Genomic DNA, 25814 nt, shown 5'->3' on the forward strand with positions numbered 1-25814 from the left:
CTGCGGAATGTGGATGATCCGGCGAATTGAAATTTTGCAGAGATATCCATAATGTACACGGGTATTTAGGAAATCCATTATTGGAGGTTGAATGGAGTTTTACTGGGTGAATGTTGGCGGCACTCATAAGGAAGTCTTGGAAAGAAATTTTCTTTGGGCCCCGGTCAGCTCTTTAAAAAGCAATGGCAAAGAGATGACCTTGACTCATTGGGACAATGTCGGAGCTGTAAAATTTGGTGACATCATCTTTTGCTGTAAAGAGAAACAGATATTCGCAATCGCCATAGCAACCGCGGATGCGTTCGACGCCGAGAGACCGGCTAGTCGGTCTTTCAATGCGTGGAGCAACCGGGGACGCCGAGTCGATATTGATCTTACTCAACTGGAACGGCCAATTCTGCGCGATGAGATAGCCGCAGCGTTCATGGATCAGTTTGACAGCCAGGCCAGTCCGTCACTGTTCACGAAGGGTGGCACCTTAAATCAAATCTACATGGCGCACCTACCTGTCCGTGCTGGTGTCTTCTTGTTAGAAGTAAGCGGTCAACTGGCAGATTTTGACAATCTGCTGATTACTCGGGGGGCGTCTGGTAAAAAGGTAGACAAGACCACGCGAGAATCGATCGTCCAGGCGAGGGTCGGCCAGGGGCAATTTAGAGCGTCGCTACTAAGCATCTGGCAAGGGCGCTGCGCTCTCACGGGGATTGAAAATCCGGACTTACTTGTTGCGTCACATATCGAAGCGTGGTGCATGGCGGACAATGTAGCAAGACTTGACCCTGATAATGGCCTCCTTCTTGCTGCCCATATCGATCGACTATTTGATCGCGGTCTCATCTCGTTCGCCGGCGACGGGGCCCTTTTAGTGAGCGGTAGGCTGAGTCAACACGATCGAGCAGTATTCGGTCTTGATCAGTTTGCCGGGATTGTTGGGTTATCCGCTGGTAACCATAAATATTTAGTGAGACATCGCTCTGAGTTTAGATTTTAGAGCCCTCGATTCGCTGATTGGCAGGATTTAGCAGCTACTCACATAGACCGTAGGCCGATGAACATTTCTGGCTGGTATCGGCGCGCGCGATAAGGTCTACCAAATCGAACTGGCGGCCACCGCGCGCGGTGTTGCTCCAATCGACCATCCGGTCAATCCCGTGTGTGACGGAGCTGACCTTGTCATCTGATCTGACGGTGGGGTCGGTCACGGTGGCAAAGAACGTGGCGGCGCCTCTCTTGCTGGCGATGCTCACCAACCGCTCCCACTCGCGCACACGATCAACTTCTTCCGGCCACCTGGCCGCGATCTGCCTGAGCTCGTCCTTCGCACACATGATGCAGGGCATGCAGCCAACACGGTTGCAGCCTTGCAAGTAGAGCGGGTTCGGTTTGATGCCGGCCGCGCGGTGAGCCTCGAAGACTGAATCAACCGTCCATTTCAGGATGGGTCGGTAGTTGAACAGGCCGCCTCCAACCTCATCGCACTCTGGCAGGTACTTGCGTGCCGGCGATTCATCAGCCCGAACACCCTGCCAAGACAGAAGCATGTTCTCGCCGTCCATGAGCGGCAGGTACACCTGCTCGATGATTGGGTTTCGCTTCAGTTCATCAGTGCAGAACCGGGCTTTGGTGCTGGGAAATCGGCCTTTCCACAGGCACAAGTCCAAGAACGGGTTGCCGGTTGGGTGCAGGACTTCAAGAGCGCCCAGCACCAGGGATTCCGCCACACCTTTTTCGCGCCATTTCGTTTCGATGAATTTGCGCTTACCGGCGATCTGCCTGGAGAAGTCAGCTTTCACCCAACGGATGGGAACGCCAGTGGCCTCGGCCAGGTAGTGGATGTAGTCGTACGTTTCGGGATGCTCATGCCCGGTGTCAGCCACCACTGCGCTGAGGTTCGGCACCTCCAGCTCTCGGGCGACCAGCAGCGTAGCTGTGCTGTCCTTACCGCCGCTCATGCTGACGATGTTGTGAATAGGCATAGGGGATCCTCGCCGGCTGGCGTGAAGTAAGTTTGTGGGCTATTGCTTGAAGATTCGGCATACCGCCGAACCAAGGAGGGCGCAGATGAGCAACAAGCTAACGCTTAAGGAGATCGCTGAAGGCACCGGACTTACGATTGACCAAGTCGGTGCGTACTACGCTGATTGCGAGCAAAGGCCGGATGGGACATGGGCCATTTACTTTGACCCTAAAATCCCAAAGGACCTACTTGAGGGGCTGAAGGGATTCTACACCTTCGACCTGCCTGCCAAGCCATCAGCACAATAGGCAGGTTCAGGCGGTGATGCGCTCGCCGATCACGGTAGTGGTGAACTGAACGGTGTATTCGGTGACCAGCGCGAACTCGCCGCCGCAGGTATCACAGGACATGTTTTTGTCGCCGTAATCTTCCGTCTCGATGTGGATGACGGTTGCGCAATGCGGACACTTGCATTCGTCTTGGCAGCGATAATCCCACTCGTCGTAGTCGCTCTCGGCTACCTTGGCCAGCGCCTCGGCTTTCGCAACGGCGTCTTCTGCGTCTTGGCAAGGTTTGCAGGTGAAGCCGTCAGGGTGCCCCCATGGCGTTTCGGTAAGCTTCGAGCGGTGCGTGCCGCATAGCCTGCACACATTGTGCTTATCGCAGACGCTGTAGCTCCACTTTTCGCCAGTGCCGTTGCATTTGGCGCAACCGGACACCCAATACCAGGCGCCATCGATACGATCGGCATAAAGCCCTGTTTCGGGAGGGGCAAGCCTGACCTCCGGCAAGCCATTGGTGTGTGGCTTGCCATGCCTGGCTTCGTTCCAGATATTCGTTTTCCCTGACCGCAGGCGTTCAGTCCACTCGCCGGGGATCTCCGGGATCAGGATCTTCGTGTTCTTGTCCATGGATTATCTCCAGTCAGGCGCCGCCCTCCGTGACCGGTGGTGGCAATTTGGTTTGGGTTGGGGTATTACGGGTGACCGGCATGGGGCCGGATCAAGGAGCGACATGAAACTCACAGTAAACCAGATTGAAAACGCTAACCTGGCTTGGATTTTTGATGTGTTCGTCCAAAAGGGCGAGATTAATGATCCAGGCCGTACCGAGTTTCACAAGTTGATTGTGGCAGAACGCCCATCGTCGGTTAAGCCTTCCCGTCTTGATGAAACGAACCTTCACATCGTTCTGGACGAGGTAGATGATGCGGTTCTGGCCGATATCAAAGAAAGACTTCTCAGTAACGTTTCGCTTGCAGAGGCGCACGACACAATTCGTCAAGGGAAGTGGTATCTGGCGACGATGGATATCTCTCCTGCTTAGCAGTCATAGCAACCCGTTCCAATGAACGGGCCGCGGCTATTAATTCCTTAATCAGACCCCACTTTGTACCTATTTGGCTGAGGGTGGGGTATTACGGGTGACCGGCATGGAGCCGGAATCAAAAGGAGTATGTATGGCACGTAGTACTGATACTGCTTTGACTATTGTTAAAGCCGGTGGAAACGTAATCCTGAGCAGTACCATTGGCTCTGACAATGTTTCCAAGATCGTTCAAGCCGCGAAGGGGACTGGAGCTCACGTTACAGTTCAAGCTGGTAGCCGTGACTCATTAGTCATGGCCAAGATCGCTAAATTGGCACCGGGCAATGTAACTTTCGATCTAACTTAGTCATTGTCCCTAAAAGTAAGCATTTTGCTTTCCTTGAAATGCTGGAGTTTCCGCGTCACAGATGGTGATACCGTGATTTCGTGTCGCGGAGGCTTAAAGAACTGCGCCGAACCCTCTCGGCCAAGTGCGTGTAAATGATGAAGCGCTAAGGTCATCGCCTCTCCCTGTTCTTCGATTTGGTGCCAAGCCATCAAGTCAGCGAGTACCTGCCGAGTTCCTGCCAGCGCATGCATCCGCAATTCCTCTTCGCCGCGCTCCTTCCTCTTCGCCGCGGCTTTCTCTGACCGTTCCGCATTGCTCTTGGCCATGGCCTACCTCTTCAATTCCGCTAGCCGGCAAATCCAGCCAGGTCTGTCGTTTGGATTGTTGGGGGGGGGGGGGGTACGTCTTACGCTGCTGCTTACACCAACATCCGTTTATCACCCTCTTTGATCGATGGTGGCGTGATTCTGATTTGTGGGCTATTGATAGAATTGAGAAGGTTGGTGGTGGAAAATATTTATATAGGATTTCTTTGTTAGATAAGGAGAGCGTTGATGGTTTTTCACAGGAGTTATGATATTGGATTTTTGGATAAGGTTGCATACGGGGTACTGGCAATATCTTACTCAGGTGTGTACGTCGATGATCCTGGTGTGCAGCGATATATAGGGCAGCCATGTGTTGCGGCGGCATTCTATCAAGGTTATCTAATGATTGCCGCAAACAACGTCTGGCGTACTAATGGGCCGGGTATAAATTACGCAGAAAGCGAGAATGATGATAATGTAGGTAATGACAATATTTTTCAACTGATAGTGCAGTATTTGCGCTCAGATGGTATTAATGAGCCAATTTGTATTTTGGGTAATCCGCTAGGTGAATCAGATACTACATATCATGCTGAGCTCCAATTGTTTGATTATTCTGGCGGGCACTTCCAGGGGAATGTAATTGGTGTTTCTAAGCCATGCTGCCAGACCTGTGCTAATGAGCTGCATAATGCAGGGATAGGAATAACAGACTTTCATGGCGGGCCCACAACAGCAGCCCATCCATATGGGCAACTTCCTTACGTCGCTTATATTGCGTAGCGGGAATTATCTTGGCTTGGCGTCGCCATCCAACATCGTGTACATAATTGCTGCTCACGCTGCTACCTTCACCAGCCTCACGCCGGCCATGCTGAACTTGTCGCCTTGGGCCGCGACCATTGCGTCGAGCTTCTCCCAGTCCACGGTCAGAACCGAGATAGGGGCTTGGCCGTAGGCGACAGCTTTGATCAGCGATTCCAGATCGAACACTTCAGCCTGCAGGTTCACTGGCGCCGCGGTTGTGGTCGCTGGCTTCGGCGCAGATTGAGCCGGCGCGGTGGCTTTAACCGGTGCCGGGCTGGCAATTGGAGCCTGTTCGACCGGCGCCTTGGCTTTCGCTTCATCCTCGATGCGCTTCAACTCCTGCTGACGGATCTGCTCGCGCTGCGCTTCGACTTTTTGCTCTTCGGCTTTCTGGTGTTCCGAGATCCGCACCTTGATCAGCGCGACCAGGTCGTCGTTCGCTTTCATCACCAGCTGCTGAACGTCGTTGAACAGGAACATGTAGTCGGCTGGGAGCTCGTCCAGGCTGGCCAAGTTGCTCCGGATGCTGTCGCCGATCTGGCCTGCGGCAATCTTTGCCCGGGCCAGCTCGGAATCGGCAGAGTCGCGCAGGCTGCTGATCGTCTTTTTGCCTTTGATGGCTCCGGCGAAATCTGCAGGAACCGCCGGCATACGCGCTTTACCGCCCAGTGAAGCGTTGATCTGGTCGATGTGGACCTGAAGTGCCTTGGCTGCATCCATGACGATGTCTTCACGGATGCTGAGCTTGCGGGCTTTCACCAACTTGTCGAGCATCAGGCGTTTGGCGCGCGCCTCGGCGCTGATTTCGTCAATGGTGCGGAACAGCGCGTCAATGCTTTCGGTTTGGCTCAGCGCGTGCTGCTTGGCGGCTTCCAGTCGCTCCTCGACATCGCCACACCATTTGACCGCTTTCTCAGCGTCGGCGAAATCCTGATCGGTTTCCAGCTCGGTGTTGATTGAGCTGAAGACAGCCAACGAGTGGGCTTTGAACTGCTCCAGGTTGCTGGCGGTGACCATGCCGGTCACTTCGATGCGCAGAGCGGGCAAGGATTCTGGCGTTTTACCAACGGCCTCCGGCACCACCTCGGTGGGAGTGAAGTCCTGCAGGTCGGCTTGGAATTGTTTCCAACCCGCGACGAGCGTTGCGGCGCGGCCGGGCACCGGCGCGTATTCCATCGACACGAAGTTTTCCTCGGTGCCGTCGGAGCAGACGAAAATTACTTTCTCGGCGCCGCTGACCAGCAGCTGCTGTTCGAGCTGCCAGTAATAGTGCGGATCCAGCGTGCCGGCGCGAACGTCGGCAGCAAGTTGCTCGTTCCACATTTTGTGTTCGAACAGCACGTCGCATAGGATTGTGCAGCCGTCGAGGGATGCGAGCAGATCACCTTCGGTGCCGACGACGGGAAACAGATCTTCTCCAATTCGTCCTTCGAGAATCGGCCGAGCAAGCGCCTCCGCTTCGTGCCCTTTGTCGAACAGGTTTTTCTGCACCCACCACGATACGTCGCGGTCGAGACCGGTCTTCTTCGCGTGCAGTAGTTCGGTGCGCTTCATCTGTTTCGATGCGCCCATCATTGCCGGCGCTTCGGAGGCGGTGAAGTAGTTAGCGCGGAGCGCGTGCCAGGCTTCGGAGCCCTGAGCGACATTGTGGATTTTCATTCGTGGTCTCCTTCAATCGGCGCGAGCGCTTTGATCTTGGCGATCTGCTCTTCGCTCAGTATGAATTTGCTGCTGACAGTTGCGATCAGGTGATCAGGGGCGGAGCGGCCGGCGTCGACAGCGACTTGCCATTTAGGCAAGTTCTCTGCGAGCTTCTCGTCGGGGTAGGGCGGAAGTTCAGCTGGTGCCGCGCCACGCGCCGGTGATACGTCGCGAATGGTTGGTGCGGTTTCTTCCAGCTCATCCGGGCTGTACACGCCGAGGATCACGTCCGGGCAGTAGAGGCGCGACCAGCGCTTGGTGGCGAGGTACGCCAGTTGCTGGCGAGGGTCATCAGCCCAAAGTGTGCTGTTGCGGGTGCGAGCCTGGGCCAGCAGCAACTCAAGGACTCGCGGCTCGTCTTCGCCCCGGAAGGTCGCCCAGACCTTTACGCCCAGACCTTCCTCGTCCTCAAGCTTCCAGCCCGGGACGCGGTACTCGCCTTTGTCGCCGTTCTTGATGGTGAATTTGCCGATCACCTTTTCCCAGGCGCCGTACCACTCGTAGTGCAGGCGATCCACCACCGGTGCGCAGGTAGTGATTACCGCGTTTACCAGCTGTGCCTCGTAGCCCAGCACGCCGTTCACCAAATGTGTTTTCTGCGCCACGGCGAACGGGTTCATCTTCCACTGCATCGACTGCATGACGACCGCCAGACAATCCGCTGGGTTGCCGTTGAAGTGCTTCGGCAGCGTGGCGCGGCCGGTGGCCATGACTTCGGCCAGGCGCATCATCTTGTCCAGGCTGTCGCCGTCCAGCACCAAAGCGCTGGTGCTGGTTGCTGCGTGCGGAAGGACGTGGAGGTTTCGGTCGTGCGCCACCGGCGCAACGCTTTGAGCGGACATGACTGTTCCTTGCCGCGCGCTGCGCAGCGATTGAATGCTTGGTTTATTGAGTGATGCGATCGGCGAGGGCGCTGAGCAGCATCAGGAAGGTGAAAACGCCGAGGGAGGAAAACGCGCCGCGCCAGATGATCAGACGGCGCGCCCATTGGCGACTGGTCACTGGAACACCTTGTAGGTGGTCGATTTTGGAACTTGGCAGGTGCCAGGCTCGCTATTGACGACCTTGAGGGCGCCTGCGCCTACCACCAGAACCACGACGAGAATCCAGTAGATAAGATTCATGCTTTGACCTCGTAGGCGACCGTCCATTCACCACACATGCAGGCCCTACCACTCCATGCATGCACGTTAGGGATGCCTGCGTCGTGCGCCAACGAAAGCGCACCCAGCCACTTGGAGTGGGTGAAGGCCAAGATCATGCGGTCGGCGGGGAGCTCTTCGATTTCTTCGTCAATCAGCGATTTCACAAGGGGAGTAGTCATGCCGAGACTCCTTTCAGGTAACCGTTGCGCTCGACGAACTTGGCGTCCAGCGCATCCCGATAACGATTGGCGGTAGGCGTGTCGATGATCTGGGCGAACTCCGCCATTTCGATCATGCCCATTACGAAGGTGCGATCCGGTACCGGAGTGCAGGATTTGCGCATCTTCGCGATTTCAAGGCCCAGCCGGGCCAGTGCTACTTGGTTACTCATAACCCGTCGTCCTCGGCAGCTTCGCGCTCAGCAGCAACAGCATCGGCGGCGTGAGGGCGGAGGAAGTTGGCGGCGATCGCCTCAAGCTGCGTGACCGGGCTGTTACTGCCCAGCAGGTGCTTGGCGTGCGTCAGCGCCTCGGCCGAACTGCCAACCACGACGGCCAGCACCAGGTTGGCGAACGAGTCTCGATCATCCAGCCCGTCGATCTGCCGCTGATTCAGGTGGTGCTGCAGGTGTTCGGCGTACTCCGCCGAGGTTACCCTCCGCACCGGGCCAAACCGGCGCTTCCATTCCACATCCGAGCCACACACCAGTTGCTCGGCGGCGCTTTCCAGCCATTCCCGCTGATCGTCTGGCTCGCTCACCGCCGGAGGCAACTGAGCGTCGAAGTTGGCCTGACAGAGTTTCAGTGCTGCGTTCATGCGACCTCCGGCCAATGGCGCTCAATGCTCTGTTTTGCGTAAATGGACAGCCGCTGGTAACTGTTCACGCCGCCGCAGCCAGGCATGGTTCCTTCCAGCTCGACGCAGGCGCGGATATCGCAGCTGCGCGAGCAGACCCAGCCGCCGTAATGACAGCGATGGACTTCACCTTTCGGCTCTGGGTGATAGGCGAGGCCGCCTTTCCACGATGGCGAGCCGCGCAGCTTCAGCCCGCAACCTCGGCAAACTGCTTGTGTGTCGGTGCAGTTGTGCATGACGACCTCCAGTGTTTTGGGTTAGGCGATGACGATTGATGCCAGATGTGCGCGGCAGTCACGGACGCGGTCGGCCGCCGTCTGCAGCTCGGCGCCGAGCGCCTTGAGTGCGCCGAGGTGAATCATTTCGCGACCACGGATCAGGGTGCCCTGGTAGTTGTTGCGGCTGTCGCAGGTCGAAACTGCGACGGACACGCCGTTAACGGTGACCGAGTAACCGGACTGGCCTGCATGGCCACGAACTGTGGCGAGTCGCTCGGCGGCGAGCTGATGGGACTTCTCGGCCAACTCCAGAGCCTTTACCGCCTCTGTGATCGCCTCCGTGTACTTGCTCATCGCTTTCTCCATTCGTTGATTGATCCAACAAAACTCGGATGCACTCATCCGCTCCGCTGGTTGCCGTTGGGCGCGAAGGAGAGTGCATTCGGGATTGGTCGGGGAAGGATGCCGGTTACGTCTCCGGCGCGGGCTTTACCGCCGTGGTGCTTGGTGCTGGCTTGATTACGCGCAAGCTACCCCGCGTTGATGCAGAAGGCCGGAGCTGATCCCGGCATATGGGTAGATTATTCCGCTACCCCATCAAGCGGTGTCGGCGCATCAGCCCGCGCATTCATCCGCATCGGGGTGTGATCTGTCCGGGGCTCAACCGGCATTGAGCAGATGGGGCAGCCCTGAAGACTACCTGTTGGCACATCCGCCGCCCGAGGCTTGGCCTCAGATCACACCCCGATGCGCTCTCATAGAGAGGATCGGGCAGTTGTAAACTCAGGATTTACAACTCAGCCGGCTCCCACTTTTTGGCGAGGATTTCATCCAGAAGAATTTCGAGCTGGGTGATTGCGCTGTTGTAGCCAAGCTCCCAATCCTTCGGAGAGGTTCTACGCTTCTCCTTGATGCGCTTTATGCCTTCACGCAGAGCCTGCTCCGATATCTCCCGACGCTCCTTGCGGCGGCGTGCCTTCGTGTAGCGCTTCTGCACCGGTGCATCCTTGCCGAGGATCTGAATGATCCGGGAAGGCTCTTTGGCTGCCGCTGCGCTTTCCTTCAGGGCCTCTTCCAGGCTTGGCCCTTTTCCGACTCTTGCCAGGATCCTGTCGGCTGCGCTCAATTCGCTGTTGCCTTCCATCTACTCACCTCGAACAGTCAAGTCTGACTTGTCGGTTGTTTTCCCAATGCACCCGTCACCAGGTGCATCAGGAAAAGGCCCGTCATGCTGCAAACAGGTCTTGCTGGCCCGCTTTAGGGTTGAACGGCTTGCGGCTGGCGAAAGACTCTTCCAGCCAATACCGCTTGGGAGTGCCAAAGCTGCTCAGATAACCAGGCTGCGACCTGCCGACGGTCGCGTGGGTGTTCAGGTTTTTCCATTCCGAGAACTCAGGCCAGGGATTGGGGTGGATGTTTTCCGGCCCGCCTACTGCCTGGAAGAAATGGTCTCTACTCACCTCGATCATGCTCATCGCTGTATCTCCGTTGATTTCCAATGCCGCCTCATCGAAGCGGCATCAGTAAATCTGTGGTCTTGCTATCCGCCCCATGCGCGGCGCCGCGGTTTCCCCACCTGGCCGGCGTCACACATTTCGTGTTCGGTGCTCTTCGCCGGCTGGCTTGCATGGTTTGGCGTCCTCCCATATGGGGAGTCCGGCAGGTTCCAGAGCCTGCATGGGGATCGAAGTTTGTGTTTCGCGCTATGCCCGTTTCCGGGGATCGATCCGCGAAGATTCCTGACTGTTAAAGAGCGGCGGGTCTCTTAAGGCCCTTCGCAGCGGGTGTGTGTCGTTGCGATGGAGTGAACATTAGGCATTCCTTCTTTTATCGTCAATAGGTATGCCTAATTTATTTTTTGTGAGCGTAAAAAAACCCGCTCGAAGGCGGGCTATTTTTTTTCGTGTTGACTGACAGTTAGGCTGCTTTCTCGAGGCCGATTATGTATCTGGCCCCCTGTTCAGGTGTAGGGACAGTCGAAAAGGTAAATTTGTGTTTTTCAGTCAAGTCTTGGGCCATAACCAACTTTTCCGGGAGGAAGCGAATATTGCTTTTGTCCGCAGATCTGTCGATAGCTTCCTCATCAGGAACGGCTAAGAGAATGTGTGGCTTCTGGTTGTGCTCAATTAGAGCATCATTGCCTCTGAGTTGGTCCAGGCGACAGACGCGAGAGAAGAATGCTTCGAACTGCTGCTGCAGGTTACGTCCTGGTCCCATGCTGCACATATTTATGGCCAGATTTGAAGAAAAGTAATCACAGTATACAGACGCCTGGGTGCTTCTAATTGTGACTGGCACCGGCACGTGAAATCGATCTGACAGCTCAGGTGCAAGCACAGCCATCGCCTTTCTCATGCTGGTGACAAGTCGATTTTGTTCGGACTTTTTGGCATGCGTTCGGAAGGCTTCAGTCATCGCACTGAGGCTTGCACATGCCCTCAACGCTTGCTTTGCAATTTCATCGAAGCTGTCGCCTTGACCCTCTTCCACGGGCCCAAGAGTTACCCCAGTTACTGGAGGAAGCCACGAGGCAAAGTCTCCAGTCTTCTGCAGGTGATCCAAAAGGCTGGCCGAAGCAGTTCGAGCTATGCCCATTAGGCTCATGCCATGCACGCCAAAAACGGCAGCCATTACATCATCGGAAAGAGCTGAGATGATGCGGGGCTTTGTGCCTGGCTCGCCGATAATTGCGACCGCGACAGTAAGCAGCTCCCCAGACATGGCAATAGGCTCAACTCGAATAGGTGCCCAAAATGCTGTCAATTCGGGGAACTCTGGGAATTGCTCGATGATATCGTTGCGTAGCCCATATCGGGCAAGCCAATCTTCTGACATATCTGCTCAACCGCGTGGGAGATTCTGGACTCGATCCAAGTGAATAGGTCGCGCAGCGCCTCTTCACTGATCATACGTTGTAGCCCAGCCTCGATGAAAAGGCCTTCAACTTTACCAACCAACGGCGCAAAGCTTTTATTCGCTTTCTTGCGTAGGGCATACCTGGCGATGTCATCAACCCCAAGGGTCGCGCCGTAATCTGAACGCTCAAGTAGCCAATTGATAATGTCGATCTCGGGTGAAGGTAGGCCAAAATCAGCCCACGTAGAACCACCAAAGCTTTGAGCGTGATCAATCGCCCAATGTTCATTTCCATCATAAATCATCTGGCCAAGATGACGATCGCCATTCGCGATGAGCTGATCGAAGGCAGCAACCAGGTCAATATTCTTCAGAGCGGTGTGTAGCTGGGTAAAGTTTCCTAATCGCGCGAAGGAGTGGCCGGCAACAGCAGCTGTGCCAAAGCCAAGCATTCGAGATTCAATTGTGATTGGCGGCTTTGCTCGAGGATCAATGAGAACCAGGTAGGGGTCTGGGATCTTCACGCCCAAGGCCTTCCCGATGACCGAGGAAACCAGCTCGGCCTGAAGCTGTGCTCGGTTATGGCAAATCTTCACGAAGGCCCTAAGGCTTGCAACAGCCTTATCTGGACGAATGTCCCCAACGAGCAAAGCGAGGTTATCCCTCCCTTCGTCTAGATACAGCTTGCTCCCCCTTTGAAGGGTCGCATATTGGATTCCTTTCACTTCCTAGAAAGCTCCGTGAGCAAATCATTAATAACGGTCCAAGCGCGATCATCGATCTCTCCGCGCTCTGCCAAACCGACCATTCGACTTATGACGGCTTGCGATTTTGGGGAGGCTTTATTCTTTGAAGACTTGAGCTGATCAAGCAGTCCGGACAGGTCGCCCTCATCGACAGTCAGCAGCTCACTGTCGTCAAAACCAACTTTTGCTTCTGCCTTTCGCATCGGCCCCTTTCCAGTGGCCAACCACATTGGCATGACCTTCAGAAAGTCGGCGGCGATCAAAAGATTCTGCCCTTCAATAGTCTTGGTTTTCCCAGAAATCCAGTCATTTACAGATGGCGCACGAACCCCGCAGGCGCGCGCCAAGGCTGCCTGCGTGACCTTTGGCGGGCCAGCCATCGCCATTTTCAATCGTTCTTGAAGTGTCCTCATTAGGGGAGCCTAACATCCGGCATCTAAGGTATTCCTATTGACCTTAATAAAAGGCATGCCTAATATCCGTACCTATGCGAATAGCCGGAGAAATCAGGCATGAATCCAAATGAAATTATTGATGCTCTCGGTGGCACTTTCCGTGTCGCCGAGCTGTGTGAAGTGCGACCTCCATCGGTAAGCGATTGGAGGAAATACGGCATTCCAAGGGCACGAATGATGTTTTTGCGCATTGCCAGGCCGGAAGTTTTCAAGGAACTGGACGCCCAAAGCGCGAAGAAATCAGCCGCATGACATCGCTGCCCGCTGATCCACTGAGCAAATGATCGCCTCTGCATCTACAGGGCGCCACGGAAACAAATTTGAGGTTTTACGAATGGAAGACTTTTTGGATGCATGCCAGGCGGCAGTGAAGGGCAACGAGCCTAAATCCCTGGCTGCAAAGATGGGTGTTCCTCATGTGAGCCTCCTGCAGCGCGCCAATCCTGACAACGATGCTCACCGCCTGACCGTGGAGCATCTGTTCGGGATCTTGCTGCACACCGGCGACATGCACCCGCTTGCAGTCCTGGCCGCCGAGTTCGGTTTTGACCTAGTGGCGAGGACCGAGCCAAAACCTGAAGCGCTCACCAAGTCGCTGATCAATGTCGCGAAGGAAGTGGCCGATCTGACCATCGCCGTTCATGAGGCACTGGGCGACAACCATGTCAGCACCTTCGAGAAGAACCTGATCCGCCAAGAGATCAGTCACGTACGCCAAAGCTTGGACGTGATGGATGCGTCAGTTAAGGCAGCCTGAATTTCAGACACAAAAAAGCCGACGTACGAGGTCGGCTTTTTCAACAGCGGTAAAACAAGTGGAGCTGATTATGCACGCACAACCACAACTGGACAATACCGGACAGGCCGCGACACGTTTTTCGAATTATGAAAATGTGTCGCGTACCACCATGTCGTCTCGCGAAATTGCTGAACTCACGGGGAAGCGTCATCCCGATGTAAAGCGCGACATCCAAGCGATGGCTTCTGAGCTCGAAGAAGATGTGAGCGATTTTGCTCACATCTATTTGGACAGCATGAATCGTGAGCAGACCGAGTATTTGCTGGACAAAGAGCTGACCGAGACCCTTCTGACTGGTTACAGCGCCAAAATGAGAAGGGCTGTGGTGCGCCGCTGGACCGAACTCGAAGAGCAGGTTCGCCCGCGCGTCCTGGCAACGCTTCCTGACTTCTCCAATCCTGCCGCCGCCGCTCGCGCTTGGGCTGAGCAGTTCGAGCTTCAGCAGGCTGCCAATCAGGCGCTTATTGAAGCTGCGCCGAAGATCGCCTTTGTCGAAAAATATGTTGAGTCTACCGGTCTGAAAGGCTTCCGCCAGGTAGCCAAACTGCTCAAGGCCAATGAAGCGCGTTTCCGCGAGTTCTTGCTCGACAAAAAGATCATGTACCGCATGGGCGGCGAGTGGCAGGCCTACCAGCCTCACATCGACGCCGGCCGCTTTGAAGTCAAGGCCGGCACCACTGACAGCGGGCACGCCTACAACCAATCGAAATTCACTCCCAAGGGCGTCAACTGGGTTGCCGGCCTGTGGGCGCAACACCAACTGAGGGAGGCCGTGTAATGGCCAGAGCACGCAATATTAAGCCTGGGCTATTCAGCAACGAACTGATGGCCGAACTTCCGGCATTCGACCGCCTGCTATTCATTGGGCTGTGGTGCTTGGCTGATCGGGAAGGGCGCCTCGAGGATCGCCCCAAGCGAATTAAGATGGAACTGTTCCCGTGCGATACCTACGACGTGGAGGCGGGTCTTGCCAATCTTGCCAGCGCGAAGTTCATTTCGCGGTACAGCGTCGAGGGTTTCAGCGCTATCGAGATCGACAACTTCCAGAAGCATCAGCGCCCGCATGGCACGGAAAAAGACAGTTCGATCCCAGACAAAGACGGTTACCTGACTGTTAACGAACGTAAGTCAAACGGTGTAATAACAGGCGTCTCACACAAGGTTAACGTTAAAGACCACCAAAATAACGTTAAGGAACAGTTAGAGCCTGTTAACCCACTGTTGGATAACGCCCTGATTCACCGATTCTCTGATTCACCGATTCCTGAAGAAGATCAACACCACTCTCTAAACGCGGGCGAGCCAGCTCCGGAATTCGAGTCAGAGCCAGATTTGGAACCTGTTGACCCAAAGTCTCCGGTAGAGATGACTCTCGACTGGATGCCTGACGCCAACCTGCTGAAGACCTACTGCGTTCACTTCGGTGTCTCGCCTGACCTGTTCACCAAGGAGGCCGTGGCCCCATTCACCGCTCACCACGAATCCGGTGGCGGGGTGCACCCGCAATCCAAGTGGGTTTCGCTCCTGGTGAAGTGGGTCAAGGACGACAAGAACCGTGCGAGCAACGTTCGTCAGTTCCCGAAACGTGAGTCGCAATCACGCCATACGGGCTTCGCTGATCGCAATTACACCGCCGGCCTGAAAATGCGGGAGGACGGCAGCTATGCGCTCTGAGCCAGTCCAAGCCACTCCAGAACTGCCGCCGGGCACCCGCATTCAGCCGGCCGACTGCGAAACCCATGGCGCCTACGACCAGAAGGTCTACGCGGTGCTGGGCAGGGAGCTGAAAAGCAATTGCCCGGAATGCAGCCGCATCGCCCGCGAGAAGTCCGAAGCGGCTGAGCAGGCCAACAAGGCGATGGAACTGCGCATGTCACTCGCTCGCAAGCTGGGCGACGCGCTGATCCCGAAACGGTTCACCACTCGCACCCTGGGCAACTACCAGGCCGAGAACGAAGGCCAGCGCAAAGCCTTGCGGTTCTGCCAGCACTACGTGCAGATATTCGACGAGATCCTGAAGACCGGCCGCTGCATGGTGCTGATCGGCAAGCCGGGCACAGGGAAAACCCACCTCGGGGCTGGCATGGCGAACGAGCTGCTGCACCACACCTCGCGCACTGCGGTGTACCGCACTGTCGGCGCGATCCTGCAAGCGATCCGCTCCACCTACGACAAGCACAGCGAGCGCACCGAGGCAGAGATCCTGTCGAGCCTGATCGACCCCGACCTGCTGGTGCTGGACGAGGTCGGCGTGAGCAAGGAGCAGCCGAGCGACTTCGAGCTGACGACCCTGTTCGCAATCATCAACGGTCGGTACGAGCAGGAGCGCCCGACGGTGGTGATCTCCAACCTCGACGCGCACCAGCTGCCGGGTGCCATGGGCGAGCGCTGCGTCGACCGCCTGCGCGAGGGCGGAATGATCGTGGTGCCGTTCGAATGGGAATCTCAGCGCGGCAAGGAGGGCTTCTGACATGACCATCGACAAACAAAAACTCCAGTCCCTGCTGTGGAGCGAGGTCGCTGCCTGGAAGGCTGACTGCGCGGAGTGGAAGCGCAACACCGAGGCGCTGCAGGAATTCCTCGGGGAGAAGACCGTGGAGGAGGTGGCGCTGGAACTGCTGGCAGAGAACGAGTCGCTGCGCAAGGCTGCGCTGGACGCCCGCGAATTCATTCTTCACGAAGCCGAGGTGCGCGGGCTTCTGGATGAAAACAACGAGGTTTCCTTCAGGCACCCAAGGCGCCAAGCGGCCATTGCATCCATCGACGCCGCCATAAGCAAAGGGCGGTCAGTTGTCTGTGGGAGCGAGCAGGGCTCATCTGCGTCTGAAGCCCCGGCCCAGCAACGCTTTGCCTGTGGGAGCGAACATCCATGAATCCCGAATACACCATCCGCGACCAGCGCGACGTCAACCGGCTGGCCGGCGTTCTCCACGCCATCGATCTAAGCAAGCCGAAGGTGGTGGTGATCCGCGACGAGAAACGCCCGGACGTCTGCAACCGCAAGATGTGGGCAATGCTCAAGGACGTTTCCAACCAGGTGATCTGGTACGGCAAGAAGCTCAGCGACGAGGATTGGAAGTGCCTTTTCAGCGCCTCGCTGGAGAAGCAGCGCGCCGAGCCTGGCCTCGACGGTGGCTTCGTCGTGATGGCCGTATCGACCCGCAAGCAGTCCCAGAAGTGGTTCAGTGATCTGTTCGAGCTGATGCATGCCTTCGGCGCCGAGCATGGCGTGCGCTGGACTGAGCAGGACAAGTGGGGAGGGCGCTACTGATGCGGACTGCCATCAAGGAAAAGAAGGCGCCCAAGCCGAAGAAATGCCGTGTTGCCTCCTGCGGGGCCTCATTCGTCCCTCAGCGCTTGGGTCAGGCAGTGTGCAGCCCAGCCTGCGCGCTGAAGGACGCGCCCCGAAATGAGCAGAAGGCGAAGAAGGCAATCGCTCAGCGCGATCGCCGGGAAATCAAAGTCCGCAAAGAGAAACTGAAGACCAGGGCTGACCACCTGCGCGAAGCCCAGGCGGCGGTGAACGAGTACGTCCGCCTGCGCGATGCGCACCTGCCGTGCATCAGCTGCGACTCAATGCCGAACGACAACGACCTCATGACCGGCAGCCGATGGGACGCCGGCCACTACCGATCCGTTGGCGCCTGCCCAGAACTGCGCTTCGAGCCACTGAACATCCACCGCCAGTGCGTGAAATGCAACCGCAACCTGTCCGGCAACGCGGTCGAGTATCGCATCCGGTTGGTGCAGCGCATAGGCGCAGACAAGGTGGCTTGGATCGAAGGGCCTCATCAGCCCCAGAAGCTTACCGTCGAAGAAATCAAAAACATCAAGGCCGAATACCGGGCCAAGACCCGCGAACTGAAAAAGGGGCAGGCAGCATGAAATTGATCAAAGCACGTCAAGCGTGGACAGACGCACAGCATGAATCCAACGCCTCAATCAGTGCGGCAGCGGCTGACCGGGCAAAATCCGCAACCGTCGTCCGGAAGGAAAAGGCCGCGCTTCGAGAGGTCATATTTGCCGCCCAGGGCGAGGACAAAGAAGAGCGCATCATGGCTGTGCGCCAGAAGATCCACATCGCCGAGACACGCCGCACGCCTATTGGACGGTCGACACATCGGGCAGCGCACCTGGTTACCATGGGGAAGGTGCAGAAGGCGATCGAGTCGTTGCCGTTCCAGGTACAGCAGTTGGGGCACTACCTCTACCACCCATGCATGACCGTCGTTCACATGCTCAACGCCGAGAAGCTGATCTGGAACGATGTGGACTTTTCTGCGCTGACGGATGCCAAGGCGTCGAAGGTGCATTGCCTGATCACCTGCGCTCTGCAGTCCTACAAGGCTGAGGCGAACGGCGGTGATGCGTGGGGCCCTGCTCGAGTGTCTGACGCCATGATGAAGCTGTACGGCATCGCTATTCAGCCCAAGCACTGGGATCGCGATTGGCTGGATATCTGGAATTTCCTGCGAACGGCCATCGCGGAAGTGGATATTCAGGCTCAACAACCTGTGTGGCAGGTTATTCACGCAGAAAATTCAGAGGACGCGGCATAAAGGTGTTGCTATGGTGGGGAATTTGATGTACTTTTCCCACACTGCGCAACTTACATCCGGCGCACAACAACTTCGAAACCCGGCCACCGCGCCGGGTTTTTTTTGTCCGGATGTGATGCTAAGTTGCCAGCTCTCATGGATAGAAAGGATCTGAGAGTGACGAAAGTTAATGGTTACATCATTGTGGAGAAAAACGGAACTTGGTTCGTAATGAACGAAGATGATGAAGTAGTCAGCCTTCACGGATCTTATGAAGCCGCTGTGGATGCAGCCGAGAAACTGCCCCCTTGCCCGCCCAAAAAAAATCCGCCAAAGCCATTGGCGCCGGCTAAGCCGAAATCATCGAAGCCTAGCGGTAGTGATGATTATGGGATGTAAATAAAGCACTGGAGCCCCGCCGAACGCGGGGTTTTTTATGTTTCGGATTTACCTGTAGCCAGGACAGCCCTAGGGAAGGCCTGGGCGTCGATAGCCGGATAGTGCGAGGTACGGAATCAACACCGGCAGCCCGCGCACCCTGACCTCACCATTTGCTGCAGCGTGGCGCGAGACTGGATCAGCGAGATCGATGCATTGGGGCGTACGCGTTGGGAGGATAATCAGGGCTTGAAAATTCCAAAGTTTGCACCCATGTATAGTCTTCCTAAGCTAGCAGGAAGCTATCGCATGAGTAACAAATTCAGCGTTGGAGATGTTGTTAGATCTGAGATCGGTGATCACGATATGACCGTGTGGGACGAAGGTCCTATTGAAGTCGGTGGTGGGGCCGTAGGTACCAAAATCATCCGGGGCACGATGCGTGATGATCTGGTGGTTTGTGCATGGTTCGCAGGAAAAAAACTTGAAACAAAGCGCTTTAACGTTTCTGAACTTGTCCTGATCAGGCCGGCGGAGCAATTCGAAAGCTGCGAAGGAAATATCGTTCAGCTAGCATCTGGGGGGCCAAAAATGCTCGTCGAGACCTCTGGTCCAACGGAAGTAGGCGGATTTGCCATGGCTAGCCCTACTCGCGGTCTTGTCAAGAGAGCCGGATCTATTCGCGAGGATCTTGCAGGTTGTAAGTGGGAAAATCGCACCAAGACCGAGCGTAAGCGTTTTCCGGTAGGGGTGCTTAAACCTGCATGAATGTCTCAGCCTTCTAATGTAATCGTAATCTGAAACAATTTTCTCTTTAAGCCTCTGCATTTGCAGGGGCTTTTTCGTTTTTGGCTCCCCACACCCATAGCTCCGCGCTGGGAGTGCAGCGGGGCCGACCTATTCACATGCACCCACGGAGTCGAGCGCATGGAGTTATTGCAGCGACTGCTCGACAAGATCGACAGGTTTGAATTGCTGATCGCAGGACTGGTCGGCGCCGTTGTCGCAAGCTGGTGGCACAAGGACGATCTGGCCGACTGGCGTGCCTGGCTGATCTTCCTGATCACCGGCATCGCCTGCTCGCTTTACCTGACTAGCATGGTCAGCACCTATCTGGGTGTGACCGAGCCGAAGATCGTCGCCGGTATCGGTTTCCTGCTGGGCACCTTCGGCGGATCGCTGCTTGCAGCCATCAACCGGGCCATCAAAGCCGCTGACCTCTGGGCGCTCATACGCCAGCGGTTCGGGGGAGGCAATCCACCATGAGCCTTGAACTGATCAACTCTATCGCCTGCGGCTTGATTGCCTTGTGGGCGACCTGGTGTGTTCTGAGCGGTCGAGTGCGGGACGGAATCCTCGGCAAGCTGATCTATTCGGCGATCGCCATCAGCGGGTTTGTGGTGATGAGCCGGGAGCAAAACATCTTCATGATGGGGCCGACGACGGCCGGGATCACGCTTCACGTCTCGCTGGCTCTGGCCGGTATGCGTCACATCTTCATGGTCATCTGGTGGCAGAGGGTGAAAGCCTGGCTCTGCCGGACGTTGAACTGTGATCACTGCCTGCGCTGTGATAGGAGGCCGGAAGGGAGCGAGCGCAGGAAGCAGTTGAAATAGTATTACTGGCAAAGCGAGGGTTTCTGTCTACGATCCACTCTTAACATCAAACAAAGGAGCTAGACGTCGATGTTCGATCAAGACAGAGTGGATTTGCTGAAGCCTGATGGGAGTGTGACTGAAGGAATATTTTCGACGGTAAGCGGAAGCAATCTTATCGTGATCAAAATGGGGGCAAATCGCGGGAAATCGATTGTCGTGAAGCCTACTGACCTTCTTCGGCGAAAGCTCTCGAATGGTGACGAGGAGACATACGAAGTCGTTGACCCTGTATTTTATGAGAGAGGCCCTGGGGGCGCGCACTATCAGCTGAAGGTGAAAAAGCTTGGTCTGCCGGAGGCTAAGGCAGCAGTCCAGAGGATTACGTATAACCTCACTGGAAATAATTCTCGAGTCAATATTGAATCAGTAGATAACTCTACGAACCTAGCGGTAGTCAACTCTCAGGTCGGTATGCACTTAGATGAGTTGCGTCGAGAACTTTCCTCCCTGAGCTTAGCTCCTGAAGAGAAGGTTGAGGCGCTGGAAATTGTCGATGAAATCCAGCAGCAGTTCGTTGGTGGTAAGCCAAAGCGATCTATCGTCACTGCACTTCTATCGTCCCTTCCTCATGCGGCGAACATCCTCAAGATAGGGGCAGCCATCAGCGCATTCCTATAGTCGAATTGTTTTTTTTGGGCCTAGATGTCCATTGAACCTCAGGTCTCGCACTGCGCGGGACCTTTTCATTTCCAAGGCAAATTTTTTGTAATCAAGCAACTCGACTGGGAGATGGTATGGACAGGCCGACACCACCAGAGTCTGTGCTTGATTTGGCGGATACGCACAGCTTTGGTATCCGCCTAACCCCTGCACCGGAGGTGTGGGACTGGCTCCAAACCGAGATCCTCGCCAACACCGGAAGCATCCCCAACGAAGACCACGCCCATCTGATCGACGCAGACATCCGTGTGATGTGGGCGTCTGCTGCTTTCACGAAGAAGGGTCGCACGATAGTGGGCCAGGCCGAACAGGTCGCGTTCCGCGCCGGCGGTTGGCAGAAGGCCCGGATGGAGCAGCAGATGCGTGATTGGTTCGGCGCCGTTCCGGCCTACATCATCACCCTGGCTGCCGACTACTGCGCCGACTGCTCCGACGCTGACTTCTGCGCACTGGTCGAACACGAGCTGTACCACATCGCACAGGCGACCGATAAGTATGGTCAGCCAGCATTCACCCAAGACGGCCTGCCCAAGCTTGAAATGCGCGGACATGACGTTGAAGAGTTCGTCGGTGTGGTTCGCCGCTACGGTGCAAGCCCGGCGGTTCAAGAGCTGGTGGACGCTGCAAACAATCCTGCTGAGGTAGGGAAAATGAATATTGCGAGGGCCTGCGGAACCTGTCTGCTCAAGTCGGCTTGATCCTTGACAGCCCTTGACGGAAACCAAATCTATGGCAGCCCTGAAAGACGAGGTGAAGGCCTTTATTGTTCAGGCTCTGGCCTGCTTCGACACCCCCAGTCAGGTTTGCCAGGCCGTCAAGGATCAATACGGCATCGAGATATCCCGCCAACTGTGCGAGCGATACGACCCAACGAAGTATTCCGGCCGAGACCTTGGCCAAAAGTGGAAGGCGTTTTTCCAGGAGTGCCGAAAGCGATTTCGTGAAGAGACGATCGATATCCCGATCGCTAATCGTGCGTACCGCCTTCGCGCACTTGGCCGTATGGCCGAGAAAGCCGAGAACATGAAGAACATGGCGCTGACTGCCCAGCTTCTGGAGCAGGCGGCAAAGGAAACCGGTGACGTTTATGTCAATCGGCGCATAGAGCCTGACAAGACGCTTGATGAAGAGATCAAAGTCCTTGAGATCGAAAAGCGCAAAGCCGAACTCAAGCTGATAGAGAAGGGGGGCGGCAACTCCAACGCCCAGCTTCTGGCTGATCTGATTGCGAGGCTGCCTTCATGATTGCCAACACCGGCAACCTATTGCTTGATCGCCAGTTGGCGCGCTGGTATCCGCTCAAGGATCACCCGGTGCAGCTCGCACTGGTTGCTGCTGTCGCGGAAGGCATTCGTTTCCCGTTGGTTCCTGCAGGTCGCCGGAGCGGTAAGACCGAGCGGTTCAAGCGCTTCCTGGTGAAGCAGGCATCCGCCTACACTGGCATGTACTTCGCCGCTGCGCCGACGCACGCGCAGGCCAAAAAGATTTTCTGGGATGACCTGAAGGCTTTCACGCTGAGCTGCATGCACAGTCGCCGGCCTTCTGAGTCTGACCTGATCATCTACCTGGACAACGGTAGCGAGATACACGTCATCGGGTTGGACAAGCCGCAACGTATCGAGGGCATTCCTTGGACTGGCGGCGGTATCGACGAATTCGCCGATATCAAACCGGATGCCTGGGAGGCCAACATTCTCCCAGCGTTGAACACCGTCAACCCAACCATGCCGGATTACCGAGCCTGGTGCTGGCTGCTCGGTGTTCCGGACGGTCTGAATCACTATTACGACCTGTGCATGCAGGCTGAGTCGGGCAGTGATCCGAACTTCCGGGTGTTCCATTGGAAGTCGGCCGAGATCCTGCCGCCCGATGTGATGGACGCGATGAAGCGGGCCATGTCGGCCAAGCAGTTCAAGCAAGAATTTGAAGCCTCGTTCGAAACAGCGTCTGGCCGGATCTACGAGGACTACAGCAAAGCGAACGTCACGAATGCCGCCATTGAGCCGCATGAGCAACTGATGTGGATGCACGACCAGAACTTCACACCCCTGTCATCCGCGATCGGTGTCCGGCGCAACGACGGCAAAGACCTTTATCTGCTGGATGAGATCGTGCTGATCAGCGCTGTATCAAAGCAGTCGGCTGCTGAGTTCGTGGACAAATTCAAGGACCACAAGAACAAGCACGTCCTGATCTATGGTGACCCCGCGGGCAAGGCTGGCGAAAAGCACGGCCACGCCTCTGACTACACCGACATTGAGGGCGTGCTGAAGGCCAATGGCTGGACGTACACGCGCAAGGTCAAGCCGGCACACCCGTCCATCAAGGATCGGCAGAACGCCGTTCGGGCAAAGATCCTGACCGCGTCAGGCGAAACCAGCCTGTTCATCAACCCTGTTACAGCGCCCTGGTGTCACAAGGGATTGAGCACGGTTCAGCTTCAGGCCGGGTCAACGTTTCAGGAAGACCAGAAGAACGACTACCAGCACATCACCACGGCGATAGGCTATTGCATCGACGTTGAGTGGCCGTGCATCAAACGCATAGGCGGAACACGCCGAATTGGAGGCTTGGCCTGATGCCAGTGCAATCGACAAACCCGGACTACGACGCGCACATCGCCGAGTGGGAGATGATGGATGACGCGCTCGAGGGTGAGTGCGCCGTCAAGCGCAATGAGCGCAACCTGCCCAAGCCGAGCGGCATGGTTGAGGCTGAAAAGCTCGACGCCGCCGGTAACAAGTACCTTAACGCGAACTACACGGCCCGGGCTCAGTACGAACACTGGGTGCGCGACTCTCTGCGCTCGATGATGGGGTTGGTGTCTCGGTTGATCCCGGAGATCGAACTGCCCGCAGGTTTGAAAGGGTTGGAGGACAACGCTACGGCGGACGGCTTCGGTCTGAAGCAGCTTTTCTTCCGCATGGTGCGCCAGGCCATCTCGCACGGTCGGGTGCCGCTGGTGGTGAACATCGATGGGCGCGGCGAGCCGTATTTCTCGACGTATGCCACGCGCAACGCCATCAACTGGGACACCGCAGATCAGGGCGGCCGGCAGGATCTGGTCCTTTCGGTGTTCCGCGAGTTTCGCAAGAAGGGCGGCGATCGCTACAGCCACGACTGCGACACTGTTTTCCGTGAGTTCTTCATGAAAGACAGTGTCTGCCACACCGCGGTGCGTAATGAGGGCGGCGAGCTCGTCGAGGGCGAGAAGCCCTTGGGCACCACCGGCACGGACAACCGGCTGGTCAAAGGTTTGCAGTACCTTCCGGTGATCTACTGCGGCTCGACCGACAACTCGCCGGACGTCGACGAGGTGCCGCTACTGACCATGGCACGGGCCGCGTTGAAGTCGTATCAGCTGAGTGCTGACTACTTCACTGCGCTGCACCAAACCAGCCATCCGCAGCCGTGGGTGTCCGGTCTCGATGACTCCGTAGAGCTTAGCGTGACGGGGCCGTCGGCGGCATGGGATCTTGGCCCCAACGGACGGTGCGGCTATCTGGAATTCCAGGGTGCCGGCGTCGAGGCTGTTCGCAAGGCCATGGATGCCCAGAAGAACGCCGCGCTTGAGGCTGGCGCCAAGGTAATGGACGTGGCCGGCACTGAATCGGGCGAGGCGCGCAAGACACGCCAGAACGATCAGCACGCCACGCTGCACAGCATTGTCGTTACGGTGGCAGAGGCGGTGGAGCAGGGCCTGCGGTATGCAGCTGAGTGGAAGGGCTACGACCCCAAGCAGGTGAAGTTCAAGGTAAATCCTGAGTTTGTGACCCCTGTGGTCGATGCCCAGGTGCTTGCTGAGCTGCTGAAGGGCGTGATGGCCGGGACGATCAGCGCTGACACCTACTGGCAGTACCTCACCACCGGCAAGCTACCGGACCGCCCATATGAAGATGAAGCCGACCTGATCAGCGATGAGCGCGAGTCCGCCGGCATCAACCTGGACAAAGAAGATGCCAACGATAAGCCAGGCGCAGGCGGACAGCCAACTGCTGGAGCAGACGACCCGTCACTCGGTAATGCTAGAGCGGCTTAAAGCTGGCGAGGTCAAAAAGTTCGAGAAATACTTGCGTCAGATCGACAGGCTCGTGCGGGAGCAGTTGACGCGCAAGGAGCTGACCACCTACAGCCGGGATCGCCTAGAGGAGTTTCTGGCCCGGGTGGACGGCAAGCTGCTGGAGATCTACAAGGCCTATGGCGACTTGGTGCAGGCTGATCTGGTCGATATCTCGCTGTACGAGTCGACCTTCGAGGCAAAAAGCCTGAGCAACGCGCTGTCAATTGACGCGGTCGTCCCGACCAACGCCGTGATCCGAGCGGCGGTGTTCTCCTATCCGCTGCAGGTGAAGGGCATCGACGGCGGCAAGCTGCTGAAGAGCTTCATCAGCGGCTGGACGCGGACTGAGACGATGCGGGTCACGAACACTATTCGGCTTGGCTTCGGCCAAGGCCAGACCAACGCTCAGATCATCCAGGCTATCCGCGGCACCGCGGCGCAGAACTTCACGGACGGCGTCTTGGCGGTGAGCAACCGCAACGCCGCCTCTGTGGTGCAGACTGCGATCCAACATGTGGCCACCACGGCCCGGATGGAAACGCTGAAGGCCAACAGCGATGTGGTGCTGGGCTATCGTTGGGTGTCGACGCTCGACCGCAAGACCTCGCAGCAGTGCAAGGGCCTGGACGGCATGCGCTTCGATTTGGGCAAAGGGCCTTTGCCGCCGGCGCACATCAACTGCCGGTCGACTACAGTGCCGACCACCAGGCTTTCGGAGACGTTTGCCAAGGACGCCACGCGCGCTTCGGTGGGCGACAATGGTGGAGCGCAGGTCGATGCAAGCCTGAGCTATTACGAGTGGCTGGCAACGCAGCCGGCGAGCTTTCAGGATCATGCGCTCGGCCCTGTGCGGGCCAAGTTATTCCGCGATGGCGGCCTGACGCCTGAGAAGTTCGCCAAACTGCAGCTCGACAAGTCGTTCAAGCCGCTGACCTTGGCGCAATTGAAAGATGCAGAGCCTGACATGTTCATCCGAGCAGGCGTTACACTCGGCGCTCAACCAGGCTGAGATACCG

Annotated in this window: 40 protein-coding genes; 24 read left to right on the forward strand and 16 right to left on the reverse strand. The window is 56.7% G+C overall.

The genetic code is table 11. The annotated features are described in order from the left end of the window. Positions 1 to 91: 91 nt before the first annotated feature. Complete coding sequence (locus tag AC27VU_RS03990) at positions 92 to 991, forward strand: HNH endonuclease (protein ID WP_488723465.1); 900 nt, start codon at positions 92 to 94, stop codon at positions 989 to 991. Positions 992 to 1025: 34 nt separating this feature from the next. Here AC27VU_RS03990 and AC27VU_RS03995 read toward each other — a convergent pair whose 3' ends face one another. Beyond that, the gene (locus tag AC27VU_RS03995) at positions 1026 to 1976 is read right to left on the reverse strand and encodes a phosphoadenosine phosphosulfate reductase domain-containing protein (RefSeq protein WP_488723466.1); all 951 of its coding nucleotides are present in this window, start codon (positions 1974 to 1976) and stop codon (positions 1026 to 1028) included. Positions 1977 to 2061: 85 nt separating this feature from the next. Here AC27VU_RS03995 and AC27VU_RS04000 point away from each other — a divergent pair, with 85 nt between their 5' ends. Continuing rightward, complete coding sequence (locus AC27VU_RS04000) at positions 2062 to 2265, forward strand: hypothetical protein (protein WP_488723467.1); 204 nt, start codon at positions 2062 to 2064, stop codon at positions 2263 to 2265. A 6-nt stretch (positions 2266 to 2271) separates the two neighbouring features. Here the strand turns inward: AC27VU_RS04000 and AC27VU_RS04005 are convergent, their stop codons facing one another. Continuing rightward, positions 2272 to 2868 (reverse strand): hypothetical protein, encoded by a 597-nt coding sequence (locus AC27VU_RS04005; RefSeq protein WP_488723468.1) that lies wholly within the window; start codon positions 2866 to 2868, stop codon positions 2272 to 2274. Between the two features lie 103 nt (positions 2869 to 2971). Between AC27VU_RS04005 and AC27VU_RS04010 the strand changes: the two genes are divergently transcribed. Together AC27VU_RS04010 and AC27VU_RS04015 are read left to right on the forward strand one after the other, a co-directional pair. Beyond that, positions 2972 to 3283: a hypothetical protein gene (locus AC27VU_RS04010; RefSeq protein ID WP_488723469.1), complete on the forward strand. Its 312-nt coding sequence runs from the start codon at positions 2972 to 2974 to the stop codon at positions 3281 to 3283. Between the two features lie 133 nt (positions 3284 to 3416). After that, on the forward strand, positions 3417 to 3632 hold the full coding sequence (locus AC27VU_RS04015; RefSeq protein ID WP_488723470.1) for a hypothetical protein: 216 nt from the start codon (positions 3417 to 3419) through the stop codon (positions 3630 to 3632). Here the strand turns inward: AC27VU_RS04015 and AC27VU_RS04020 are convergent. Further along, positions 3629 to 3940 carry a hypothetical protein gene (locus AC27VU_RS04020; RefSeq protein WP_488723471.1) on the reverse strand — a complete coding sequence of 104 codons (312 nt, stop codon included), beginning with the start codon at positions 3938 to 3940 and terminating at the stop codon, positions 3629 to 3631. The genes AC27VU_RS04015 and AC27VU_RS04020 overlap by 4 nt on opposite strands. Before the next feature lie 228 nt (positions 3941 to 4168). On the opposite strand from AC27VU_RS04020, the gene AC27VU_RS04025 reads away from it, so the two are divergent. Then, positions 4169 to 4705 carry a hypothetical protein gene (locus tag AC27VU_RS04025; RefSeq protein ID WP_488723472.1) on the forward strand — a complete coding sequence of 179 codons (537 nt, stop codon included), beginning with the start codon at positions 4169 to 4171 and terminating at the stop codon, positions 4703 to 4705. A gap of 54 nt (positions 4706 to 4759) precedes the next feature. On the opposite strand, the gene AC27VU_RS04030 is transcribed toward AC27VU_RS04025, so the two are convergent. The 13 genes from AC27VU_RS04030 to AC27VU_RS04090 form a co-directional block, all read right to left on the reverse strand. Beyond that, the gene (locus tag AC27VU_RS04030; RefSeq protein ID WP_488723473.1) at positions 4760 to 6388 is read right to left on the reverse strand and encodes a YqaJ viral recombinase family protein; all 1629 of its coding nucleotides are present in this window, start codon (positions 6386 to 6388) and stop codon (positions 4760 to 4762) included. After that, positions 6385 to 7272: a recombinase RecT gene (gene recT / locus AC27VU_RS04035; protein WP_488723474.1), complete on the reverse strand. Its 888-nt coding sequence runs from the start codon at positions 7270 to 7272 to the stop codon at positions 6385 to 6387. Before recT ends, AC27VU_RS04030 begins: the two co-directional genes overlap by 4 nt. A 156-nt stretch (positions 7273 to 7428) precedes the next feature. Further along, positions 7429 to 7554: a hypothetical protein gene (locus tag AC27VU_RS04040; protein WP_488723475.1), complete on the reverse strand. Its 126-nt coding sequence runs from the start codon at positions 7552 to 7554 to the stop codon at positions 7429 to 7431. Next, positions 7551 to 7754, reverse strand: coding sequence for a hypothetical protein (locus AC27VU_RS04045; protein ID WP_488723476.1), 204 nt, complete (start codon positions 7752 to 7754; stop codon positions 7551 to 7553). Before AC27VU_RS04045 ends, AC27VU_RS04040 begins: the two co-directional genes overlap by 4 nt. Continuing rightward, positions 7751 to 7966: a hypothetical protein gene (locus AC27VU_RS04050; RefSeq protein ID WP_123587643.1), complete on the reverse strand. Its 216-nt coding sequence runs from the start codon at positions 7964 to 7966 to the stop codon at positions 7751 to 7753. Before AC27VU_RS04050 ends, AC27VU_RS04045 begins: the two co-directional genes overlap by 4 nt. After that, on the reverse strand, positions 7963 to 8391 hold the full coding sequence (locus AC27VU_RS04055) for a hypothetical protein (protein WP_488723477.1): 429 nt from the start codon (positions 8389 to 8391) through the stop codon (positions 7963 to 7965). The genes AC27VU_RS04050 and AC27VU_RS04055 overlap by 4 nt, the downstream gene beginning before the upstream one ends. Beyond that, positions 8388 to 8666 carry a hypothetical protein gene (locus AC27VU_RS04060; RefSeq protein ID WP_488723478.1) on the reverse strand — a complete coding sequence of 93 codons (279 nt, stop codon included), beginning with the start codon at positions 8664 to 8666 and terminating at the stop codon, positions 8388 to 8390. Before AC27VU_RS04060 ends, AC27VU_RS04055 begins: the two co-directional genes overlap by 4 nt. A gap of 21 nt (positions 8667 to 8687) precedes the next feature. Continuing rightward, on the reverse strand, positions 8688 to 9002 hold the full coding sequence (locus AC27VU_RS04065; protein ID WP_446927793.1) for a hypothetical protein: 315 nt from the start codon (positions 9000 to 9002) through the stop codon (positions 8688 to 8690). Between the two features lie 436 nt (positions 9003 to 9438). Beyond that, on the reverse strand, positions 9439 to 9792 hold the full coding sequence (locus AC27VU_RS04070; RefSeq protein WP_488723479.1) for a hypothetical protein: 354 nt from the start codon (positions 9790 to 9792) through the stop codon (positions 9439 to 9441). A gap of 82 nt (positions 9793 to 9874) precedes the next feature. Further along, a complete protein-coding gene (locus AC27VU_RS04075) occupies positions 9875 to 10123 on the reverse strand; it encodes a hypothetical protein (protein ID WP_488723480.1) in 249 nt (82 codons plus the stop codon). 442 nt (positions 10124 to 10565) lie between these two features. Further along, a complete protein-coding gene (locus AC27VU_RS04080) occupies positions 10566 to 11483 on the reverse strand; it encodes a hypothetical protein (protein ID WP_488723481.1) in 918 nt (305 codons plus the stop codon). Next, entirely contained in the window at positions 11408 to 12229 is an 822-nt protein-coding gene (locus tag AC27VU_RS04085) for a HipA family kinase (RefSeq protein ID WP_003225292.1), read from the reverse strand. Before AC27VU_RS04085 ends, AC27VU_RS04080 begins: the two co-directional genes overlap by 76 nt. After that, positions 12226 to 12663, reverse strand: a complete 438-nt coding sequence (locus AC27VU_RS04090; protein WP_488723482.1) for a hypothetical protein — start codon at positions 12661 to 12663, stop codon at positions 12226 to 12228. The genes AC27VU_RS04085 and AC27VU_RS04090 overlap by 4 nt, the downstream gene beginning before the upstream one ends. 99 nt (positions 12664 to 12762) lie before the next feature. Here AC27VU_RS04090 and AC27VU_RS04095 point away from each other — a divergent pair, with 99 nt between their 5' ends. From AC27VU_RS04095 to AC27VU_RS04185, 19 genes are all read left to right on the forward strand, one after another. Then, on the forward strand, positions 12763 to 12957 hold the full coding sequence (locus AC27VU_RS04095) for a helix-turn-helix domain-containing protein (RefSeq protein WP_003225289.1): 195 nt from the start codon (positions 12763 to 12765) through the stop codon (positions 12955 to 12957). Between the two features lie 82 nt (positions 12958 to 13039). Then, positions 13040 to 13462: a phage regulatory CII family protein gene (locus AC27VU_RS04100; RefSeq protein ID WP_488723483.1), complete on the forward strand. Its 423-nt coding sequence runs from the start codon at positions 13040 to 13042 to the stop codon at positions 13460 to 13462. A 70-nt stretch (positions 13463 to 13532) separates the two neighbouring features. Further along, positions 13533 to 14282 (forward strand): phage antirepressor KilAC domain-containing protein, encoded by a 750-nt coding sequence (locus tag AC27VU_RS04105; protein ID WP_488723484.1) that lies wholly within the window; start codon positions 13533 to 13535, stop codon positions 14280 to 14282. Continuing rightward, positions 14282 to 15178, forward strand: coding sequence for a DnaT-like ssDNA-binding domain-containing protein (locus AC27VU_RS04110; protein WP_488723485.1), 897 nt, complete (start codon positions 14282 to 14284; stop codon positions 15176 to 15178). The genes AC27VU_RS04105 and AC27VU_RS04110 overlap by 1 nt, the downstream gene beginning before the upstream one ends. Further along, the gene (locus tag AC27VU_RS04115) at positions 15168 to 15974 is read left to right on the forward strand and encodes an ATP-binding protein (RefSeq protein ID WP_488723486.1); all 807 of its coding nucleotides are present in this window, start codon (positions 15168 to 15170) and stop codon (positions 15972 to 15974) included. Before AC27VU_RS04110 ends, AC27VU_RS04115 begins: the two co-directional genes overlap by 11 nt. A 1-nt stretch (position 15975) precedes the next feature. After that, entirely contained in the window at positions 15976 to 16377 is a 402-nt protein-coding gene (locus AC27VU_RS04120; RefSeq protein ID WP_488723487.1) for a hypothetical protein, read from the forward strand. Continuing rightward, a complete protein-coding gene (locus tag AC27VU_RS04125; protein WP_103486675.1) occupies positions 16374 to 16775 on the forward strand; it encodes a recombination protein NinB in 402 nt (133 codons plus the stop codon). Before AC27VU_RS04120 ends, AC27VU_RS04125 begins: the two co-directional genes overlap by 4 nt. Next, positions 16775 to 17389: a recombination protein NinG gene (locus AC27VU_RS04130; protein ID WP_488723488.1), complete on the forward strand. Its 615-nt coding sequence runs from the start codon at positions 16775 to 16777 to the stop codon at positions 17387 to 17389. The genes AC27VU_RS04125 and AC27VU_RS04130 overlap by 1 nt, the downstream gene beginning before the upstream one ends. Continuing rightward, positions 17386 to 18063 carry a hypothetical protein gene (locus AC27VU_RS04135; protein WP_488723489.1) on the forward strand — a complete coding sequence of 226 codons (678 nt, stop codon included), beginning with the start codon at positions 17386 to 17388 and terminating at the stop codon, positions 18061 to 18063. The genes AC27VU_RS04130 and AC27VU_RS04135 overlap by 4 nt, the downstream gene beginning before the upstream one ends. 156 nt (positions 18064 to 18219) lie before the next feature. Beyond that, the gene (locus AC27VU_RS04140) at positions 18220 to 18441 is read left to right on the forward strand and encodes a hypothetical protein (RefSeq protein WP_488723490.1); all 222 of its coding nucleotides are present in this window, start codon (positions 18220 to 18222) and stop codon (positions 18439 to 18441) included. A gap of 288 nt (positions 18442 to 18729) precedes the next feature. Continuing rightward, complete coding sequence (locus AC27VU_RS04145) at positions 18730 to 19188, forward strand: hypothetical protein (protein ID WP_488723491.1); 459 nt, start codon at positions 18730 to 18732, stop codon at positions 19186 to 19188. A 159-nt stretch (positions 19189 to 19347) separates the two neighbouring features. Then, positions 19348 to 19686 (forward strand): hypothetical protein, encoded by a 339-nt coding sequence (locus AC27VU_RS04150; protein ID WP_034152702.1) that lies wholly within the window; start codon positions 19348 to 19350, stop codon positions 19684 to 19686. After that, complete coding sequence (locus AC27VU_RS04155; protein WP_488723492.1) at positions 19683 to 20036, forward strand: hypothetical protein; 354 nt, start codon at positions 19683 to 19685, stop codon at positions 20034 to 20036. Before AC27VU_RS04150 ends, AC27VU_RS04155 begins: the two co-directional genes overlap by 4 nt. Positions 20037 to 20105: 69 nt before the next feature. Beyond that, positions 20106 to 20696, forward strand: a complete 591-nt coding sequence (locus AC27VU_RS04160; RefSeq protein WP_488723493.1) for a hypothetical protein — start codon at positions 20106 to 20108, stop codon at positions 20694 to 20696. Positions 20697 to 20812: 116 nt separating this feature from the next. Then, a complete protein-coding gene (locus AC27VU_RS04165) occupies positions 20813 to 21436 on the forward strand; it encodes a putative metallopeptidase (RefSeq protein WP_488723494.1) in 624 nt (207 codons plus the stop codon). 31 nt (positions 21437 to 21467) lie between these two features. Further along, positions 21468 to 21983 (forward strand): DUF2280 domain-containing protein, encoded by a 516-nt coding sequence (locus AC27VU_RS04170; protein WP_488723495.1) that lies wholly within the window; start codon positions 21468 to 21470, stop codon positions 21981 to 21983. After that, positions 21980 to 23317, forward strand: a complete 1338-nt coding sequence (locus AC27VU_RS04175; protein ID WP_488723496.1) for a terminase large subunit domain-containing protein — start codon at positions 21980 to 21982, stop codon at positions 23315 to 23317. Before AC27VU_RS04170 ends, AC27VU_RS04175 begins: the two co-directional genes overlap by 4 nt. Beyond that, positions 23317 to 24777: a DUF4055 domain-containing protein gene (locus tag AC27VU_RS04180; protein ID WP_488723497.1), complete on the forward strand. Its 1461-nt coding sequence runs from the start codon at positions 23317 to 23319 to the stop codon at positions 24775 to 24777. The genes AC27VU_RS04175 and AC27VU_RS04180 overlap by 1 nt, the downstream gene beginning before the upstream one ends. Continuing rightward, positions 24695 to 25807 carry a minor capsid protein gene (locus tag AC27VU_RS04185; RefSeq protein ID WP_488723498.1) on the forward strand — a complete coding sequence of 371 codons (1113 nt, stop codon included), beginning with the start codon at positions 24695 to 24697 and terminating at the stop codon, positions 25805 to 25807. Before AC27VU_RS04180 ends, AC27VU_RS04185 begins: the two co-directional genes overlap by 83 nt. Positions 25808 to 25814 lie beyond the last annotated feature (7 nt).

It is taken from the genome of Pseudomonas sp. 14P5.3.2 (assembly GCF_057799175.1).